Here is a 19,043-nt window from a genome sequence, read left to right on the forward strand (position 1 = left end):
GATGGCGTATCGGGGCCGTTGGCCCTTGTTAAGGCGACTGTTAAGGCGACTTATTAAGGGGGTAACCGTCAGGAGAAACGTCCGGGCCGGAATGTTGCCAGCATGGGGTGCTTGTTGCCGGTCAGGATCTCTCCGGACAGCAGTTCACCTGCAATGAGTCCCAACGTGGCGCCCGAGTGCGTGAACGCTACGAAACAGCCGGGTACTTGGCCCAGTTCACCGAAGACGGGCTCACCATCGCCGGGGATGGGCTTGTAGCCAATTTTCCAGGAGGCAGGCTTGAGTTCCGGGTTGCCGGCAATCAGCTTGGAGGATTCGTCGGCCAGTTCCTGGACAACCTCATCGGGGATGCTGAAGGAACCATCGGCGTGTTCGGTGATCCGGTCTTCGTACCAGTCGTGGTCCAGGGCGAACGTGTTGCCCGGGTTGGGACGAACGGCGGCACGTGGCGTATTCATCACTGCCTTCACCTGGTGCTCCACGGGCTTGGTGACCACCAGCATGGACACCGGGGAACCATTGGGGATTTCCACACCGAGCGGCTTCACGACGGCGGGCGTTGCTGCGCCGCATGCCACGAGGACGGCATCGGCTGGATGGGTCTCGCCGGAAGCAGTCTCGACGCCGGTGGCCTTGCCGCCGTCGAGCGTCACTTGGACTTTTCCGGCGTTGAGGATGAGCCGGCCGCCGAGGGCGTGGAATTCCTCCATCAGGAAGTTGACCAGGTCCGGCAGGCTGACCCAGCCTTCGCCGGGGTTAAAGATGGCGTTCTCGGGAACAGCGCTGGCGTCGATGCCGGGCGTCACCGATGCGATCTCTTCAGGGGCGAGAAGCTTGGAGTCGTAGCCAATGGACTGCTCGTAAGCATGGCGAGCCTCGGTCACCTCGCGCTGGCCTTCCGCGTTCCACATGAGGCCTCCGCCGAACTGCAGCCATTCGCGGGTGGGATCGGCCGCGAACAGAGTCCGGTACCGATCGACGCCGGCCAGCCGCAGCTGGTGGTAGGGGGTGGACCTTTCGCCGGCTGAGTTGAGCCAGGACAGTGAACGGCCCGTGGCCTCGCTGGCCATGCCCTGCTCGGTCAGCAGCGTCACGGATGCTCCCCCGCGGAGCAGGTGAACGGCGGTGGAAACGCCCAGGATGCCGCCCCCGATGACGGCGACGTGCTTGGTGGAGGACATAGTTCTCCCTTTCTTTCGTGCTTGTGGATGCTGGGGACGCTCTTGCGCTTACGCGAAGGCGTGGATGCTTTCGATGATTTTGAGGGTTTCAAGCGCCTCGCCCGGAGCTACGGGGAGCCGCCCTTGCCCACGGAGGCAGGCTGCCAGTTCTGCGTAGAACTGTGGGTAGGCGCCCTTTTCTGCAGGAACGGGTGTAGCCGAACCGTCCACTCCCAGAAGCCCCCAAGACTCCTGGGGTTCAATGCCATAAGAAGCCTCCGACGGCGTGACACCGGCTGCGAGCGCGGGTTCCTGACTGTCGAGTCCCCACTTGGTATACCCGGTTTTTGATCCGAGGACGTGGAACCGTGGGCCAACCTGGGCCGCCATGCCGTTCATCCACAGCCGGGACCGCACGCCTGACTCGTGGAGCAGGGAAACAAAGGCCTCTGTGTCTGCCGCGCCGGGATGGGGGCCATGGTTTGCGGTTTCGCCGTAGCTTTCCTCCACAGGTCCGAACAGCTGGATGGCTTGGTCGATCAAGTGGGCGCCCAGGTCGTGAAGGATGCCACCGCCTTCGGCCAGCGTGGATGTATCGCGCCAGTTCCCGAAGCCTTCGGGCCGCCACCATTCAAAACGTGACTCAAAAGTCCGTACTTCGCCCAGCGCCCCTTCCTGCAGCAGTTTCCGCAGCGTCAGGAAGTCGGCGTCCCACCGGCGGTTCTGGAAGACCGTTAGCTGCACACCGGCGTCGGACGCGCGTGTGGCCAGTTCCTCACCGTGGGCGACGCTGGTGACGAAAGGTTTGTCCACCACAACGTTCAGGCCGCAGGCGATGGCCGTGGCACCAAGCTCGAGGTGCGTGAGCGGCGGCGTTCCCAGCACCACAAGATCGAGGTCGCCGGCAAGGGCGAACATCTCCTCCGGGGTGGGCACGATGCGTGCTTGCGGGTAGAGCCGGGCGGCCTCAGTGGCCCGCTCCGGGTCCGCCGTCACGATGACATCCAGTGAATAGTTCGGATCTGCTGCGATCAGCGGGGCGTGGAAGACCTTGCCCGAGACGCCAAACCCGACGACGGCGGTCCGGATCGGTGCCGCTGCTACCTGACCCATCACAGGACTTCCGAAAGGAAGCGCTGCAGGCGTTCGCTGCGTGGGTTGTCGAAGAGCTCGGCCGGGGTGCCGACCTCCACAACTTCGCCTTCATCCATGAAGACCACTTGATCAGCAACCTTGCGGGCAAAGCCCATCTCGTGGGTGACCACCAGCATGGTCATCCCCCGCCGTCCGAGGCCTGCCATGAGGTTCAAAACACCCTTGACGAGTTCCGGGTCCAGCGCGCTGGTGGCTTCGTCGAAGAGCATGACTTCGGGTTCCATGGCAAGCGCCCGGGCGATGGCGACGCGTTGCTGCTGCCCGCCGGAGAGGTCGCGGGGCCGGTGGTCGGCGCGTTCGGCGAGGCCCACTTCCGCGAGCCGGCGCTGGGCGCGTTCCCGTGCCTCCTTCTTGGACATTCCCTTGACGCTCCACAGCGCGAGGGCCACGTTCTCCAGGGCTGTGTGGTCCGGGAAGAGGTTGAAGTGCTGGAACACCATGCCGATGCGTGCGCGGAGGATGTCCGGCTTGACCTTGAGGGCGCTTTCGCCGGCCAGAAGCACGTCCCCGCTCTTGGGTTCGTGCAGGCGGTTGACGCCGCGCAGGAGAGTGGACTTGCCGGAACCGGACGGACCGATGATGCACGTGGTGGTTCCTGGGGCCACGGTAAGGCTGACGTTGCGGAGTACCTCGACGTCGCCATAAGCCATGGTCAGGTTCCGCAGTTCCAGGCTGGAGCCGTGGAACGTCTGGACGTCGGCTGAGGTTGACGTGTCCTTGGCGGTTGACTTGGCCGCTGACATGTTGGTGCTGGTGCTGCTGCTGGCAGTATTGCTGCTGCTTGTGAGGTTCACGTGTTGCTCCCGGTGATGAGCGGCGATGCCGCGTCGAGTTCCTTGACTTCCTTCAGCCCGCTGGTTGGGGCTGTGGGACGGCGGCGACCGGTGCGGAACTTGTTGTCGAAGTAGTTGACCAGGTGGGTCAGTGGCACGGTGATCACCAAGTAGAAGATGCCTGCCATGACCAGCGGTGAGAGATTGCCTGAGAGCACTGCTGCGTCCTGGCCCACGCGGAACAGTTCACGTTCGCTGACCAGAAGCCCCAGGAAGTAGACCAACGAAGAGTCTTTGACGATTGCAATGAACTGGTTCACCAGGGCCGGCAGTACCCGGCGTACGCCTTGCGGCACCACTACCAGCGCCATGGACTTTGAGTAGCTCATGCCCAGGGCGCGGCATGCCTCGCCTTGGCCTTTGTCCACGCTCTGAATACCGGCACGGAAGATTTCTCCAATGTAGGCGCTGGCGATCAGGCTCAGCGCGATGATTCCCAGCGGGTAGGGCGAGGGTCCAAACACTGACTGGCTGAACCGCGCAAAACCCTGGCCGATCAGGAGGATGGTGAGGATTGCGGGCAGGCCACGGAAAAGGTCCGTGTAGATCCGGGCCGGGATACGCAGCCACTTGGACCGCGAGATCCCCATGACGGCCACCACCATGCCCATCACTACGCCGAGGATGGTTGCTGCGATGGAGATGATCAGGGTGTTGAGGAGTCCAACTCCCAGGAGTTGGGGCAGTACTTCGATCATCGAATCGACATCGAAGAACGTGCGGCTGATGGTATTGAGCCAATCCATTGAGTGCTCTCAGACGTTTGTTGGTTTTTCGGGATGGCCGGGCGGGCTGCGGGTGTGGCCCGCCCGGCCTTGTTGTTGAGTAGGCGGCTGCGCTACTTGGCAGCCGTTGGCGACGGGCTGGAGGTCTGCTCGGCCTTGGGCAGGTACTGCTCAGGCATCGGCGAGCCCGGGAACCACTTCTGGTAGAGCTTCTTCCAGGTGCCGTCTTCCATGGCTGCGGCGAGGCCCTTGTTCAAGGCTTCCTTGAAGGCGGGCTTGTTCTTGGCAATGGCAAAGCCTGCCGGGGCGTCGAAGGACGGGATGTCAGCTGCACTGACCAGTCCGAACTGCTCCTGGTACGCCTTGGCTGCCTCGTAGTCCAGGAAGTGGGCGTCCACTGCGCCGCTGTTGACGGCGGAGATTGCGGTGTTGTTGTCCGGGAAGCGGACCAGCTGGGCGGAGGTAAAGTTCTTGACCGCGTACGCTTCCTGGAGCGTGCCCTGGACGACGCCCAGGCGCTTGCCGGACAGGCCGTTGACGTCCTTGATGCCTGATGTCTTGGTGGTGATGACCGTCAGGTAGCCGGCCAAATAGCCGTCGGAGAAGTCAACGGTTTCCTTGCGCTTGTCCGTGATGCCAATGGCCGCGACGCCCACGTCGAACTGGCCATTGGACACGGCTGCGAGCAGGCCGGAGAAGTCCTGTCCGGTGAAGACAACCTTGTCTACGCCGGCACGGTGAGCCACGTCCTTGAAGAGTTCTACATCGAAGCCGGTGAAGTTACCCGAGGCGTCCGTGAAGGTGTAAGGCTTCGAGTCGCCCAGGCTGGCGACGCGGATGGTGCCGGGTTCGATCAGGCCATAGGGGTTCTCGGCCGAGCTTGAGGTCCCGGCGGAGGATCCACCGCAGCCGGAGAGGGCGAGGATGGCCGCCAAGGCTGCTGCTGCGAGCGCTGCCGGGCGGAAGTTCAGTTTGATCACAGCGTTGTCCAATCGTGGGGAGGGCCAGCGGTGCTGTCCGGGGCCGCTTTTTGGGTCTTACTCGATGCGGGGTCTTGTTGAGTCCGGTCTCAGCCCCTAGGATTGAGACCGGACTCACATCGATTGATTGAAAATGTAGCGGAAGTCACAAGCCGCGTCAACACCACTTCTGAAAGGTGAACATGAGTACTGATGGATCCCGACGGCGGGACGTGACAGTTGCCGACGTCGCCAAAGCGGCGCAAGTCTCCAAGGCCCAAGCCGCGCGCGCCCTGGGCAACTATGGCGCAGTCAGCGACGACGTCCGTGAGCGGGTTCTCGCCGCTGCCGAAGGGCTTGGCTACCGCCCCAACGAGCTTGCGCGCAGCATGAACACGGGCAAATCCAACACCATTGGCGTGGTGGTGGGCGATATCGAAAACCCGCACTTCGGCCTGGCTACCAGGGGCATCACCGACACCGCCAAGAAGAGCGGCTACAACGTCATCCTGATCAACACCGATGAAGAACGGGCCGCCGAGGTGGACGCCGTCCAGGTGCTTCTGGACAAGCGCGTTGACGGGCTGATCGTGGCTCCGGCCTCATCCGTTGAAACCTCACACCTGAAGGAGGTCCGCGACTCTGGCCGGCCCTTGGTCCTGCTGGACCGCGCCGCCGAAGGACTCGACGTCGAGACGTTCGCCGTGGATATGGGCACCATCTCCTACGAGTCCACCAAGTACCTTATCGAGGCAGGCCATCGACGAATCGCGTTCGTCTCAACCGTTCGGACTGACGGGCCTTACGTGGCGGGGATGACGTTGGATTCCTCGCAGATCTCGGACCGCCTCGAGGGAATCCGCCGTGCCTTCGAAGAGGAAGGCCTCAGCCAGCCGATAGACCTGGTTCGCCTTAATGCCGGTGACGCCGATTCCATCATGCGGATCACCCGCGACCTGCTGAAGGGGCCGGATGCTGCCACGGCCATCATCGCCTCCGACGGCCTCATCGCCTTGAGCGTTGTGGAGGCCATCCAGGAATCCGGCCTCTCCATCCCCTCGGATGTATCCCTCCTCATGTACGACGATTTCGCCTGGACCCGTCTCACCACTCCCCCGCTCACCGTCATCGCGCAGCCCGTCTACGACATGGGAATGGCTGCCGCCACCGCGTTGATCCGGCAGATTGAGGGCAGGAAATCTTCCTCACCCGCCGGACCACCGTTGGAGGCGCGGCTCGTGCGGCGAGGCTCAGTGGGTTCGCCGAAGGACGTCGGCGTGCTCAGCCAGGCTGGCGGCTAGCCCCTACTAAACCCCTTGCACGCCCAAGAGAAACGACCACACTGGAAGCATCAGGTGAGGAAGCTGACATGCCAAAAGTGGAAGTGGATCTGGATTCCGTCGTCCCACCGGGGAAGGTACGGGAGGCCTTGCTGGACTTTAGCCCACGCCGGCCGGAGATCTGGCCAGGTATCTACCCACCCATGTACGAGGTTTACCAGGTGGGCGACACCTTTGCGGACATCAGGGAAGGAAGCAAAGCTCCCGGTGGCGTGATTTGGGCCAAGGAACACTACGACTGGGCAAATCCCGACGAAGTGAAGTGGACTGTGCAGGAGAGTAATTTCTGCGCGCCGGGAAGCTACGTCAGCGCGCGAATCACACCCGGCGAGTCTGGCGGTTCACGCATTCACGTCACGTGGAACCGTAAGCCCACCAGTTTGATGGGGCGATTAGCCACCTTCATGATCGTTGTGACCCGGGGCGCCCCGGTGGCAGGCTCCCTGCGAATGGGACTAAAGAAGTTGGAAGCGAAGGGCGCCACGTAGCCATGATCAAATCTGCAGAGAGCGTTGTCATCGCACGGACACCGGAGGAGGTCTTCCAGTACGTGGCGGACCTTCGCAACGAACCGAACTGGCACGTTGACATTGCCAGCGTGCCTGAGCAAACCGACCCTGTCCCAATCGTCGGCAAGACATACCCGCTGAACTTCAAACCCTTCATGGGCAAGACCGACGGCACATTCACAGCACTGGACGTCAAGCACGGCTCGCGTTTGCAATATCGAGCGGACTTCGCCGGACTGCAGCCACGCATCACTTATACGGTGGAGCCAGCCGGGGAGGGCGCTCGCTTCACTCGAGGCGTAGAGATGCAACCCAGCGGGCTCAAGGTGCTCATGACCCCGATGATGGCATACATGGTTCCCCGGCGAAACAAGGTCTTTGTCCAAAACCTGAAGCGCGTGCTGGAATCCTGACGGCGGCTATTGCAGGTTCTTCTCAACAACGGCCAAGGTGCGTGCGAGTTCCTCCGTAGGGCTGAACTCCACCAGAATGGTCCCTGGATCAAGCTCATCCGTGTGCCCGGGCGGCGTGTAGTACGCCTCGCCAGCGTGGACAATCTCGTCCCCATCAGGCATGTGCATGGTGAGTCTGCCCTTCACGACGTATCCCCAGTGATGGCTTTGGCACCGGTCATCCGGCAGCCCTTTATAGAACGGAGTGAAGTCGCCTCCCTCTTCAAACCTCTCAAACGCGATGGTGTAACCGTCGGCCTCCCGGTATCGGCCCTCGTAACCTGTCATGCGCTCGACGCGCGCGCTCTCGTCATCAATCGATAGCTTTGCCATTGCCTTGCTCCTTCGTTCTCTTATTGCGGGCTTAGTCCCGCGGTGCGGCTTCCGCCGCAGCGATGAGGCGGCGCAACCCGCCCCTATTTGCCCGCGCCCACGCCCGTGTGGCGAATGAGCGCAGAAGTGGAAATCCAAACATCGACAGCATGCCTGGCAGCCCACTGGCCCGGACCAGCCGGCACGTGTAGGTGATCTCGCTTTGGTCCACCTTCGACTCGATCTCGTAGCGGTGAACCAGGAGCCAACCAGCCCTGGTTCCATGCTTTTTGGACTCCAACGCGGACTCCGTCACCCGCTCAAACGTCCGGGGACGCAGGGCTTCTGTGACCACCGACGAGTCCTGCATCCGGCAAATCCGGTCCTCGGCCGTGGAAGTGAACTCGGTTCCGACCGTTGCCAGTCCTATCGGGGCTTGCAACGACAGAAGTGTCGAGGCCTCGGCTCCTCCCCATTCCATGTGGTTCGGCAGATTGGCGAGGACATCGAAAACAGTGTCCGCGGGGACCATGGCATAGTCATGGACGGTTACGGCGATTTCACGCCTGAGGACGTTACCCACCGTTCGTTGTTGCTTCATTCCGCACCTCCACTGCTGACTTTGCGGATAGTCAAAGCATGCGACGACGGCGCGGGGAAAGGATGGGGGACATCCCCCATTAACTGCCCTGTTCGGCCCTACTCCCCACGGGAATGACGCAGGGCGAACGCAGCGGCTTCGCCGCGGCTGCGCAGTTGGAGTTTCGCGAGGATGCTGCTGACGTGATGCTCAGCGGTCTTGGCACTGATGAAAAGGCGACCAGCAATCTCGGTATTGGTCAAGGCCTCGGCAAGTAATGTGAGCACTTCGCGTTCGCGCCGCGACAACACGCCCAGATCCTTCGGGCCCGTGCGTGCGGGGCCGCCAAGGGCACGAAGAAGCGCCGCGGCCTGATCTGCCAGACCGAGAGCACCAACGACGTCGAACGTTGCGAGCGCCACTCCAGCTTCATGAACGGCCATGTCCCGGTCCGCATCACGCAAGGCTTCGGCCAGCGACAGATGGGCGCGCGCAGCTTCGAGAGGCATGTCGAGCTCACTAAAAACGGAAATCGCTGCGTCAAGCCTTTCGCGCGCCAAGGCAACGTCCCCGGCTGCCGCTGCGACGCGACCAGCCGTGAGATGCGATGCAGCAAGTGATCGAGGCCACTGCGTCTCGACCGCGACTTCATCAAGGCGTTCGGCCGTCGCTTTGGCTTGGCCAAGGTCACCTTGTGTCAACTGGACCTCGGTGAGCAATGCGAGTAGCGGGACCATGAGCAGCCCGCTGCCAACACGGCGGATCCGGCGATGGAGCAATGCTGCAGCAACGGCTGTGTCGCCTGCAGCAAGACGGACTGCCGCTGTTGCCCGCAATGCGTCCGGGCGATCCTCGAAGCCAGCGAGCAGTCGGTTTGCCTCCTCCACCCTGCCCTGTAGCAGGCGAAGTTCAGCAAGCTTGGCAGCCGGGTGAACACATCGTGCACGGTGGCCGCCTTGATCCAGTTCATGCAGCGTCTTGGTGAGCCAGCCCTCGGCATTTGCCATGTCACCGGAAGCAAGGAAGATCTCTGCGCAACAAGTGCCGCAGAATTCCAGCAGTGCAGGGTGGCCCGTCCCCTCCATAAAACGCAGGAGGGTCTTGTTCCATTGGCTGAGTCGAGAGGTATCGCAGGCCTCTTCGCTGGCACGCGTCACCATGCAGCACACATCACCAAAGATCATCTGGTCATGAACTTCGCCGGCGGTTGCCACCACCATTGCCTCATCCACCAACGTCATCCCGTCCAGTACGTTGCCGGAGGCTATCGTTCCGAGGCCCAGGAGTGCCAGTGCCATGGCCTCAAGATCCGGGTCACCCCGGCTTCGTGCCACCCCAAGCGCGGTACGGGCGTCGTCGTAAGATGCTGCCGGGTCGGCCTGCAGCAGACCTCGCGTCAGCGCCATCCAGCCGTTCTCCACGCCCTCCGGCAAGCGGGATGCGAGGCTCTCCGCGCGTGCAAGCCAGCCCCGGCTGACCGCCTCGCTTCCCAAGGCATCGGCATATTCCCGCGCCAACCATAAAGCCGACCGGAAGGCCATTGAGTCCTGGCCCAGCCGACGAAAACCGGCGTAAGCAATGGTCCGCTCCGCAATGGAACGGTCGACGTCGCGCAGCCACCAGAGTGCACGGCCCAGTCCATCATGCGCTCCAGGATCGTCCTGAATAGCCAGCACGGACTCGAACGCTATCGCCGCTGCTTTCCACTCAGAAGTAGCAAGAAGGTGATCACCCTCCGCAAGGCCTTCAGACACTGCAGCATTGACCATGAGTTCATTCTGCTCTTTGTCATTTTCTTTCTGAAGAGTGACCTCTTCCACGTGCCGGGGCGGGTCACCCACGCGGGGCTACCCACCGCCGTCGTGGTTCACTGCCCTTAGTCGAATCTGTTGGTGGAAAGCAGGAAGAGAGTAAGCGCCAGCGTAAGCCGCACGCGGCCTGGCGGTGTTCGAATGTCGAAGCCCAGGGCGTATGTGAACTCGCTTGCGCGGTTCTGGACACTCGAGTGATGCAGGTTGAGCTGGCCCGCCACGGCGCGTAGGCTGCCGGCTTCAGCAATGGCTTCCAGTATTCGCCATGCCTTGGGCTGTTCTGCGATCAGCCGCTTCAAGGCCGTAACGTCAGCCGGTTCGTGGGTGGCCTCACTTGCCCTTTCAGCAAGGACAATGAGGCTGCCAAGGTCGTCCGCGGTGTGAATCGGGCGGTCTGGGCTAGTAAGTCTGAGGGCCAGGAGTGCTGTCTGCCAAGATCTGTCCAGCTCCTGCGGGACTGTGGCCAAGCCGATTCCTGCCCTCGTATCCTGTAGCGCAGTCGCCATGGACGGACGAATGAATGCCCGGATCGCACCGACTGCCGTGTGAATTACGGCCGAGGATCCCGGCACCGGCATCACAGCAGGGACCACGTGAACCCTGTATGAGCCGTTGCGCTCCAAGTGCAGAAGGGCTGCCGCCTCCATGCGCCTTTCCATTGATGACTCACTGCTGATGATCGTCTCGATTGCGCGTCGCGTGGCTGCTATGGGACTCGTTCGATCCCAAAAGATGCCCAGTGCAATCGCGAGCCGTTCCAGGATCAATTCATCATTGACGAACCCGGGGCTTGCGCGCTCAATCCATGCCCGCCCGTCGGCACCAAACTCCTTGGAAGGCCACTCACCTTGTTGTTCGGGGACCCTCTGGCCAGAGGCATCAACGCATATGGAACGGCCATCCATGGCAAAGCCAACTGAACAGTCACACAGTACCGCCGCTCCGCGGATGAGCATTTCCGCATTCGCCCGGCTGTTGACCAGCGCGTCGAAATACGTGATGACCTTGAGGCTTTCCGAGGCTTGGGGATCAAGCGCTTTGAGGCGCCACACGAGTCCTTGCATAACTATCGCCCGCCACCTTTGGTCTTCGAGAACTTAATGGTGGTCCAGTCCGGCTGCTGCGGCAATACATGACGGGCAGCCGGTCGTGGGTTCAGGCATCCAGAATGCGTCGAAGCCACTGTGTTCGGGCCTCCCGCGCCATGACGGAGAGGGCGGCCTGCGGGAAGAACATATCGAATCCGTGGAAGCCTCCGGGCCACACGTGAAGCTCGGCATCACCCCCGCACGCCCAAATGCTCGAAGCGTAGGCAATGTCCTCGTCGCGGAAAACCTCTGCGGAGGCCACATCGATGAAAGTGGGAGGAAGGTTTGAAAGATCCTCAGCGCGGGCGGGCGCCGCGTAGATGGAAACGTCCTCTGTCTTGCGGCGGTCGCCGAGGAGCGCGTCCCAGCCGGTATCGTTGCTCGTCCTGTCCCACACACCCACGCCATCAAATTGGCGACTGGAAATCGTGTCATTGCGGTCATCGAGCATGGGATAGATCAGGAGCTGACCCGCCAACCTGGGGCCACCCCTATCGCGTGCCATCAGGGCGACACCGGCAGCCAGTCCTCCGCCCGCGCTCGCACCGGCAACAATGAGGCGACCAGGATCAATGCCCAGTTCTGCGGCGTTCGCCGCCGTCCATTCGAGGCCCGCGTAGCAGTCCTCCACGGGCGCCGGGTCCGGGTTTTCAGGGGCAAGACGATATTCGACGGAGACAGCAACTGCGTCCAGAAGCTCCACCCAGTCAATGAGCCAATCTGCGCCAAGAAACCGGTCGCCCAGGACCATTCCGCCGCCATGAATGTGGAAGATTCCGGGACCGCCGGCCACGTGGTCTTTCCGCCGAAAAACGGAAACGATGAGGTCTGGAGCGCCCACAGGACCAGGAATGGTCCGCTCAAAGTGCTCTACAGGGCGATCGGCCAATAAATCCTCGATGGGGGCCGTCACGAAGGACTGCCGCATGCCTTCGATCATGTCTGGCGTCAACGTGGGACTGATCAGATCACCCAAAGCCACAAGTGTCGCCCCAAGCTCGGGATCAAAAGGTGGCGCTGCATGTAACGATGTCATCTTGACCTCCATAAGTCCGGCCACCTCGTCGTGACCTGAAGCAAGCCTAGGCGCGGCTGCCCGCGGAGCTAACCGCCAAAAGCCCTCAAAAGGAACGGTTAGGACCGCCATATGGCGGTCAGGATAAGGTCATCCGCGTGATCCAACAGCCACCTCAGTCGCCCTGCTCCGGCTCATCCGCTGAGCGCACACTGCTATGGATGATGCCCAGTTCCTCAAGCTGCGCTGACATCCCGGCACCGTCCGGAGCATAGATCCAAGGGATTCCCGGCGTTGGCTGTCCCCCCGTCTTCGACCTACCGCCGGCGAGCACCGCTTCACCCACTGAGAGCTGCCTGATGGCGATCGCCCTGACGTTCTGCGGGTGGCGATGTGCGAACTCGGAGTAGATGGCTTCGTCGTGCTGTCCGTCGTCGCCTACAAGCAGCCATTTGATGCGGGGGAACTCCTCTGCCAAGCGCTCCAGGGAAATGCGCTTGTGCTCCCTGCCGCTGCGGAACCAGCGGTCCGGCGTCGGTCCCCAGTCAGTCAAGAGCTTCGGCCCTGCGGGGTACAGATTGCGGGACAGGAACCGTGACAACGTGGGCGCTACATTCCAGGCCCCGGTGGACAGGTACAGCACTGGCGCCGTTGGTGCCGTCCTGGCGATCCTCTCGTACAGGACGGCCATGCCCGGCGTCGGTGTCCTCGCATGCTCATTGAGCACGAAGGTGTTCCAAGCTGCCAGGAACGGCCGGGGAAGGGCTGTCACCATCACGGTGTCGTCAATGTCTGAGACCACTCCGAAGTCGGCGTCGTCCGCCACGATTTCGACGGGAGCCTCAACGATTCTGGAACTCCCCGATTGCAGGGTGATCGTGTGCCAGCCGGGGTTCAGGGCTGCCTCAATGCGAACATCGACGACGCCCCCACGATCGGCTTCGACGTCATGGACGGTGCCTGCAATGGTTACCTGCACGGTTGCATGCGCGACGGGTGCGCTGATGAAGTTCCGCCAACCGCGCATGCTCTCCTGTAAGGGATTGGCATGACCGGCGGCGTCCCGGGGGTCGCTCCGAACAACCCGTGCCAGCACCCGTACCCAGGAAGTAGTGCCGTAACCGGTGTACGGGATGACCGTTTCCACTCGACCCCGCCGGATGGCGAGGCGCGTCTGGAACCTCAGCCACGCGTCGTCGAGCCTGACGGCGAAATGACGGCCGGGCGTCGGGCCGCTTCCCGGCGTCGGGGGCTGGGCGTCGTCGCTCTTGGGCAAAATGCGCGGTTTCTCAGGACGGGGAAACATGCGTCCAGTCTGGCATGGCCGGGCGTATGGCTACGATACGGGCGTGAGCCAGGTGAGGACGGATCCGTCGCCTTCGATGTGCTCGGCCAATTCCGCGTTGAACTTTCGGCCGTATTCTGCGGTGATGTGCTCCTGGAAGGCTTCCTCGTCGCGGTAGACCTCGAACACGAAATATTCGCGCGGATTGGTTTCGCGCGTGTAGGGCAGGAACGTGACATTGCCTGGTTCCTGGCGGACGTGCCCTGCGAGTTCTGTCATCATTTCAGCGACCCTGGTCTCGCTGCCTTCCTTGACGGTGAATTCTGCGTACAAGGTTTTGGTCATGTCCAGTCCTTTGATCGATTGAATCGGGATTGCTTCTGGTTAGTTCTGGGGCAGTATCTCGCCGGAACCCCTGGGGATGAGCTCCGTAGGGACGATATAGGTTTGCGGTGTGCGGTTGTCGCCGTCGATCCTTGCAAGGATCCGCTCTGCAGCGAGCTTTCCGATGCGTTCAGGGTGCTGGGCAACCACGGTAACCCCCGGCTCCATCATGTCGGCCAGGGTGAAGTCGTCAAATCCGACCAAGGCGACTTTGTGCTGCACACCGAGGGATTTCAGCGCCCGCATGGCACCGAAAGTCACCAGGTTCTGACTGGAGAATATCGCCGTAGGTGGGTTCTCCGATGTGAGCAATTCGTGCGCAGCCTTGAGGGCCGTTTCCTCGTCGTGAAGATTCTCGCGGACCGCAACGGCGGACGTCGCGATCCCCGCCCTGCCGATCTCGTTCAGGAAACCTGCCCGCCGTTTCACTGCGGTCTGGATATCGGTCCGGTCCCCGAGGTAAGCCAGTCTCGTGTGGCCATGTTTGATGAGATGCGCGGCTGCCGCCGCGGCGCCCACCTCATTATCGGTGACTACCGCATCCGCCTCGATACCCACCGGCTCGCGGTCGATGAACACCAAAGGCAGATCCCGTGAGTGCTCCGGAATCATGTACGCCTGGCTCTTGGCGATTGTGGTCAGCACAAGACCATCCACGCGACGCCCCAGGAAAGCCGAAATCAGTTTCCTTTCCCGGTCCGGGTCGTCGTCCAGGCTCGAGGCAAAGACAGCAATTCCCGGCTCACCGAGGGCATCTTCCATGGCGCGGTGAATCTCACCGCTGAAGGGGTTGGACACGCTCGGAAGCAACAATCCGATGGATTGGGTCTTGCGTCCGGAACGCTTCAGGCTGCCGGCTGTGATGTCCAGGTGGTACTGAAGTTGCTCCGTTGCCCGCAGGACCCGCTGACGGGTTTCCTCCGAAACGCCTGGTTCGTCGTTCACCACCCTTGAGACCGTCTTGATGCCTACCCCGGCAAGATCAGCGACGTTTTTCATCGTTGGGGGCTTGCGCGCAGGATCGGGTTGGTAACGATTAGACACCGTTGTCAACGAATTACTCCTCAACTTCAATTATCACTTGACTGCACTGTGTGAGCTTGGTTACATGTTACCTGACAACGTTGTCATGGGGGAATCACTCGCCATGAGCAGCCACAAAAAACAGGAGTTTCAATGTTGAGTTCCAAAGCCTCGAGGTCGGCAAAGACCCGCCTTCTTGCCGCTGGTGCAGTACTGACGCTGGGCGCGCTGAGCCTGACTGCCTGCGGCGGCGGCTCCTCGCCTTCGTCCAGCGCGAGCAGCGACGAAAAGATCGGCGTTTCGCTGATCGTGAAGACCACATCCAATCCGTTCTTTGTGTCGATGCAGGATGGCGCCAAGAAGGCCGCCGCGGCGGACGGCGTTGATCTCAAGCTTGCCGCAGGCAAGGCCGACGGCGACGAAGACACCCAGATCCAGGCCATTGAAAACGCGATCTCCAAGGGCGACAAGGGAATTCTCATCACCCCCAACGGCCCGTCCGTAGTGGATGCCCTGAAGAAGGCCAAGGACGCCGGCTTGTTCGTTATTGCCCTGGATACCCCGCCGGACCCGGCCGATGCCGCCGACATCACGTTTGCCACGGACAACTTTGCCGCTGGTGAGCTGATCGGCAAGTGGACCGCCCAGCAGTTGGCGGGCAAGAAGGCTGTGATCGCACTTGTGGACCTCTTCGATGACAAGGTTGTGTCCGTTGACTATAACCGTGACCAGGGCTTCCTGACCGGGCTCGGCATCGACACCGCCGACAAGAAGAAGAACGGCGACGAAGCCAAGACGGGCAAGTACACCGGCGGCAAGGGTGGCGAGTACGAAATCGTCGGCAGCCAGGCTTCCCAGGGCGCTGAAGATGGCGGACGTACCGCCATGGAGACCCTGCTGGCCAAGAACCCCAACATCAACGTCGTTTACACGATCAACGAGCCTGCCGCTGCCGGTGCGTTCGAAGCACTGAAGTCCGCAGGCAAGGAAAAAGACGCCCTGATCGTCTCCGTTGATGGCGGCTGCTCAGGCGTGAATAACGTCAAGTCCGGCGTGATCGGCGCCACGGCACAGCAGTACCCGGTGAAGATGGCCGAGCTTGGTGTCAAGGCCATTGTTGACCTCGCAAAGACCGGCAAGAAGCCTGCCAACTCCGAGGGCCTGGACTTCTTCAACACCGGAGTGGAGCTCGTCACGGACAAGCCCGTAGACGGCGTGAAGAGCATCACCACCACCGACGCTTCCCAGATCTGCTGGGGCAAGTAAGTTCAGGAGCAACCTAAAGTGACCCAGCAACAGACCGCAGGCCCCCCGAGCGCCGGGCACGCTGACCTGGCCGAGGAATTCCTCGACCGCCAAACGCCGCTCAGCAGAATCCGCAACATTCTCCACCGCTACCCCGCCCTCAGCCCGGCAATTGTCCTGCTGATCGCGGTGGTGGTCTTCGGACTCCTCAACGACCGCTTCCTTCGGGTAGAGAACCTCTCGTTGATCACCCAGCAGGTCGCCGTCGTCGGAACCCTGGCCATTGCTCAGACCCTCATCATCCTGACCGCCGGAATCGACCTTTCCGTCGGCGCAGTCATGATCCTGTCCTCGATGGTGATCGCTCAGATGGCTGTCGGCAGTGGCGTCCCAGGTCCACTGGCACTCATCGCCGGTTTGATCGTGGGACTGGCGTCAGGTGCACTCAACGGTTTCCTCGTGACACGTTTCCGGCTCCCGCCGTTCATCGTCACGCTCGGAACCCTGAACATCTTCATCGCGCTGACCCTGCTCTACTCCGGCGGAAGCACCGTCCGCGGGTCCGCCATGCCTGGTGTGCTCACCTGGCTGGGAAGCACCTTCCCGATCGGACCCGTCCGGATCTCCACCGGCGTCGTCATGATGCTCCTGCTCTACATCGCCGTCGCCTTTATCCTGGGCAAGACCGCCTGGGGACGGCACGTCTACGCCGTGGGCGATGACAAGGAAGCAGCCCGCTTGGCCGGTATTCCCGTCAACCGCGTCCTCATGAGCGTCTACCTTGCCGCAGGCGCAGTCCTTGCCGTCGGCGCATGGATCCAGATCGGCCGTACCAACGCCGCAAGCCCCAACGCGGGCGTCGATCTGAACCTGGACTCCATCACCGCCGTCGTGATTGGCGGAACCAGCCTCTTCGGTGGCCGCGGCTCCATCTGGGGTTCCTTGCTCGGAGCGCTGATCGTCGGTGTCTTCCGCAACGGCCTCTCCCTCGCTGGCCTGGACGTGCTCTACCAGACCCTCGCGGTGGGCATCCTGATCATCATCGCCGTGTCCGTCGATCAGTGGATCCGAAAGGTCAAGTCATGACCATGACTGAATTTGCAGCCTCACAGACAGAGACCCGCGAGCCCATCCTTAAAGCCAGGAACCTCGTGAAGACCTTCGGCCGGGTGGTTGGCCTCGACGGCGTCAACCTGGATCTCTACCCAGGCGAAGTCCTGGCCATCATCGGCGATAACGGTGCCGGTAAGTCCACGCTCATCAAATGCCTCACCGGCGCCGAAGTTCCGGACACAGGAGAAATCTTCGTATCCGGACAGCAGGTGCACTTCAAGCGGCCACAGGACGCCCGGGTCCACGGCATCGAAACGGTCTACCAAAACCTTGCCGTCTCACCGGCCCTGGATGTCGCGTCGAACCTGTTCCTCGGCCGTGAAGAGCGCCTTCCTGGTCCCCTGGGGAGCCTGTTCCGGATCCTCGACACCAAGGGCATGCGCAAGAAGGCCAAGGAAGAGCTGACCCGGCTGGGCATCTCCACCCTGCAGGACGTCACTGTGCCGGTGGAAAACCTTTCCGGCGGCCAGCGCCAGGCAGTCGCCGTCGCCCGTGCGGCGGCATTCGGATCCAAGGTGGTTGTTCTTGACGAACCGACGGCGGCACTGGGCGTTCGTGAGTCCAACCAGGTACTGCAGTTGGTCCGCGACCTTCGTGACCGCGGCCTGCCTGTCATCCTGATCAGCCACAACATGCCCCACGTGTTTGACGTGGCCGACCGGATCCACATCCAGCGCCTGGGCAAATGCGCGGCCACCATCACCCCGCAATCCCACACCATGACCGACGCCGTCGCCATCATGACAGGTGCGGCCAAAGCCTGACAGGCGCGCCGCACCTTCCGTTCCAAACGGAACCCCCCTTCTCCGTCCGCGGACCTGCCCACAGGTCCGCGGACGGATCCACACCCGGCCGTCCAGCCGGTACCGACGAAAGAACCGAGATGCATAAGCCTCCCCCCGGCACCTCCGCCCACGACCAGCTGGATGTTGTTGTTATCGGCGAAGCCCTGATCGACATCGTTAACACGCCTGAAGGAACCATCAGCTATCCAGGAGGATCCCCGGCGAACGTGGCCTATGGCCTTGGCCGGCTCGGCGTATCCACGGGGCTGCTCACAGCAATCGGCGAAGACGATCACGGTACCGCCATCACCAACCACCTCCAGAGCGCGGGCGTCCGGCTTCTTCCGGGTTCAACGTCCCTTGAACGCACAGCCACCGCTACCGCAACACTCGCAGCTGATGGCTCGGCCAGCTACGAGTTCGACATCGCCTGGGAACTGGCTCCAGTGGCGCCGGCCATGATCCCGAAAGTCCTTCACACCGGATCCATCGCCACATTCCTGGCTCCGGGTGCCTCCACTGTTCGCTCTCTTCTTGAGCAAGGCCACAAGTCGTGCCTGGTCACTTACGACCCCAATATCCGCCCCGCCCTGCTTGGCAGTCATGCTGAAGCAAAGAGTGTCTTCGAGGACCTGCTCCCGCTCACGGACGTCGTAAAACTCAGCGACGAAGATGCCCACTGGCTCTACCCGACGTCGTCTCCGGACGAGGTCACGTCCCGCTTGCTCGCGCAGGGAGCCCGCTTGGCGGTCATCACCATGGGCGCTGACGGCGCCCTCCTCGCCACGCAAAGTGCGAAGCTCAGCATCCCCTCCGTGAAAACGGAGGTTGCTGACACCATCGGCGCCGGCGACTCCTATATGTCCGCCCTCATCTTCGGCCTTTTGGCAGAGGGCGAAGAAGGATTTGCGCCGGGAGCACTGGAAACCATCGGAAAAACTGCCTCCATGGCCGCAGCAATCACGGTCAGCCGCTCCGGCGCCAACCCGCCCACCTTTTCGGAACTGCAGGCACGGCTGGGCATGTCCCTCAGCGGGAAGCTTGCTGTTGCGCCGTAACCAGGGTCTTTCTCCTGATGGCCTGATTTCCTGAACAAACGGCCAAATAACGACGGCGGCTGGTCGCGTTTCGGTTCCGAGGAACCAACGGTTCCTTGGGAACCGTGGCGACCTGCCGCCGTCGTGCGTTTCTCTGGGCTGCCTGACAATCCCACAGCGACCTTTGACGTATCGCAGGTCACATCGTATTATTAATGAATCGATTCAAGAG

The 19,043-nt window shown here is 62.0% G+C and carries 20 protein-coding genes; 7 read left to right on the plus strand and 13 right to left on the minus strand.

Features of this window, described 5'->3' with window-relative positions; translation table 11 throughout:
- Positions 1 to 68: 68 nt before the first annotated feature.
- The 5 genes from ABIE18_RS01825 to ABIE18_RS01845 form a co-directional block, all read right to left on the minus strand.
- Positions 69 to 1,181 carry an NAD(P)/FAD-dependent oxidoreductase gene (locus tag ABIE18_RS01825; RefSeq protein WP_499720907.1) on the minus strand — a complete coding sequence of 371 codons (1,113 nt, stop codon included), beginning with the start codon at positions 1,179 to 1,181 and terminating at the stop codon, positions 69 to 71.
- 48 nt (positions 1,182 to 1,229) lie between these two features.
- A complete protein-coding gene (locus tag ABIE18_RS01830) occupies positions 1,230 to 2,273 on the minus strand; it encodes a Gfo/Idh/MocA family protein (RefSeq protein ID WP_499720908.1) in 1,044 nt (347 codons plus the stop codon).
- Complete coding sequence (locus ABIE18_RS01835) at positions 2,273 to 3,058, minus strand: amino acid ABC transporter ATP-binding protein (RefSeq protein ID WP_477516218.1); 786 nt, start codon at positions 3,056 to 3,058, stop codon at positions 2,273 to 2,275. Before ABIE18_RS01835 ends, ABIE18_RS01830 begins: the two co-directional genes overlap by 1 nt.
- A gap of 47 nt (positions 3,059 to 3,105) precedes the next feature.
- Positions 3,106 to 3,894 carry an amino acid ABC transporter permease gene (locus tag ABIE18_RS01840; RefSeq protein ID WP_223935683.1) on the minus strand — a complete coding sequence of 263 codons (789 nt, stop codon included), beginning with the start codon at positions 3,892 to 3,894 and terminating at the stop codon, positions 3,106 to 3,108.
- Between the two features lie 92 nt (positions 3,895 to 3,986).
- On the minus strand, positions 3,987 to 4,853 hold the full coding sequence (locus ABIE18_RS01845; protein WP_499720909.1) for an ABC transporter substrate-binding protein: 867 nt from the start codon (positions 4,851 to 4,853) through the stop codon (positions 3,987 to 3,989).
- A 182-nt stretch (positions 4,854 to 5,035) separates the two neighbouring features.
- Between ABIE18_RS01845 and ABIE18_RS01850 the strand changes: the two genes are divergently transcribed.
- The 3 genes from ABIE18_RS01850 (at position 5,036) to ABIE18_RS01860 (ending at position 7,094) form a co-directional block, all read left to right on the plus strand.
- Positions 5,036 to 6,133, plus strand: a complete 1,098-nt coding sequence (locus tag ABIE18_RS01850) for a LacI family DNA-binding transcriptional regulator (protein ID WP_499720910.1) — start codon at positions 5,036 to 5,038, stop codon at positions 6,131 to 6,133.
- 68 nt (positions 6,134 to 6,201) lie between these two features.
- Entirely contained in the window at positions 6,202 to 6,660 is a 459-nt protein-coding gene (locus tag ABIE18_RS01855; protein ID WP_499720911.1) for a hypothetical protein, read from the plus strand.
- Positions 6,661 to 6,662: 2 nt separating this feature from the next.
- A complete protein-coding gene (locus ABIE18_RS01860; RefSeq protein WP_499720912.1) occupies positions 6,663 to 7,094 on the plus strand; it encodes an SRPBCC family protein in 432 nt (143 codons plus the stop codon).
- Positions 7,095 to 7,100: 6 nt separating this feature from the next.
- On the opposite strand, the gene ABIE18_RS01865 is transcribed toward ABIE18_RS01860, so the two are convergent.
- The 8 genes from ABIE18_RS01865 to ABIE18_RS01900 all read right to left on the minus strand — a co-directional run bounded on the left by ABIE18_RS01865 (position 7,101) and on the right by ABIE18_RS01900 (position 14,607).
- Positions 7,101 to 7,466 (minus strand): cupin domain-containing protein, encoded by a 366-nt coding sequence (locus ABIE18_RS01865; protein WP_499720913.1) that lies wholly within the window; start codon positions 7,464 to 7,466, stop codon positions 7,101 to 7,103.
- Between the two features lie 31 nt (positions 7,467 to 7,497).
- Positions 7,498 to 8,046, minus strand: coding sequence for a hypothetical protein (locus tag ABIE18_RS01870; RefSeq protein WP_499720914.1), 549 nt, complete (start codon positions 8,044 to 8,046; stop codon positions 7,498 to 7,500).
- 98 nt (positions 8,047 to 8,144) lie between these two features.
- Complete coding sequence (locus tag ABIE18_RS01875; protein ID WP_499720915.1) at positions 8,145 to 9,794, minus strand: response regulator transcription factor; 1,650 nt, start codon at positions 9,792 to 9,794, stop codon at positions 8,145 to 8,147.
- A gap of 107 nt (positions 9,795 to 9,901) precedes the next feature.
- On the minus strand, positions 9,902 to 10,900 hold the full coding sequence (locus ABIE18_RS01880; protein ID WP_499720916.1) for a helix-turn-helix domain-containing protein: 999 nt from the start codon (positions 10,898 to 10,900) through the stop codon (positions 9,902 to 9,904).
- A 91-nt stretch (positions 10,901 to 10,991) separates the two neighbouring features.
- Positions 10,992 to 11,960 (minus strand): alpha/beta hydrolase, encoded by a 969-nt coding sequence (locus ABIE18_RS01885; protein ID WP_499720917.1) that lies wholly within the window; start codon positions 11,958 to 11,960, stop codon positions 10,992 to 10,994.
- Between the two features lie 154 nt (positions 11,961 to 12,114).
- Positions 12,115 to 13,245: an App1 family protein phosphatidate phosphatase gene (locus ABIE18_RS01890; protein ID WP_499720918.1), complete on the minus strand. Its 1,131-nt coding sequence runs from the start codon at positions 13,243 to 13,245 to the stop codon at positions 12,115 to 12,117.
- A 30-nt stretch (positions 13,246 to 13,275) separates the two neighbouring features.
- On the minus strand, positions 13,276 to 13,569 hold the full coding sequence (locus tag ABIE18_RS01895) for a putative quinol monooxygenase (protein WP_431118010.1): 294 nt from the start codon (positions 13,567 to 13,569) through the stop codon (positions 13,276 to 13,278).
- 39 nt (positions 13,570 to 13,608) lie between these two features.
- Positions 13,609 to 14,607, minus strand: a complete 999-nt coding sequence (locus ABIE18_RS01900) for a LacI family DNA-binding transcriptional regulator (RefSeq protein WP_499720919.1) — start codon at positions 14,605 to 14,607, stop codon at positions 13,609 to 13,611.
- Between the two features lie 177 nt (positions 14,608 to 14,784).
- Here ABIE18_RS01900 and ABIE18_RS01905 point away from each other — a divergent pair, with 177 nt between their 5' ends.
- The 4 genes from ABIE18_RS01905 to ABIE18_RS01920 all read left to right on the plus strand — a co-directional run bounded on the left by ABIE18_RS01905 (position 14,785) and on the right by ABIE18_RS01920 (position 18,832).
- Positions 14,785 to 15,897 (plus strand): substrate-binding domain-containing protein, encoded by a 1,113-nt coding sequence (locus tag ABIE18_RS01905; protein WP_442004170.1) that lies wholly within the window; start codon positions 14,785 to 14,787, stop codon positions 15,895 to 15,897.
- 18 nt (positions 15,898 to 15,915) lie between these two features.
- The gene (locus tag ABIE18_RS01910) at positions 15,916 to 16,962 is read left to right on the plus strand and encodes an ABC transporter permease (RefSeq protein WP_223947813.1); all 1,047 of its coding nucleotides are present in this window, start codon (positions 15,916 to 15,918) and stop codon (positions 16,960 to 16,962) included.
- Positions 16,959 to 17,753, plus strand: a complete 795-nt coding sequence (locus ABIE18_RS01915; protein ID WP_499720920.1) for an ATP-binding cassette domain-containing protein — start codon at positions 16,959 to 16,961, stop codon at positions 17,751 to 17,753. Before ABIE18_RS01910 ends, ABIE18_RS01915 begins: the two co-directional genes overlap by 4 nt.
- Before the next feature lie 119 nt (positions 17,754 to 17,872).
- Complete coding sequence (locus ABIE18_RS01920) at positions 17,873 to 18,832, plus strand: carbohydrate kinase family protein (RefSeq protein WP_499720921.1); 960 nt, start codon at positions 17,873 to 17,875, stop codon at positions 18,830 to 18,832.
- The last annotated feature ends 211 nt before the right edge of the window (positions 18,833 to 19,043 follow it).

The sequence above is a fragment of the Arthrobacter sp. 2762 genome (assembly GCF_040548745.1).
Classification (GTDB): Bacteria; Actinomycetota; Actinomycetes; order Actinomycetales; family Micrococcaceae; genus Arthrobacter.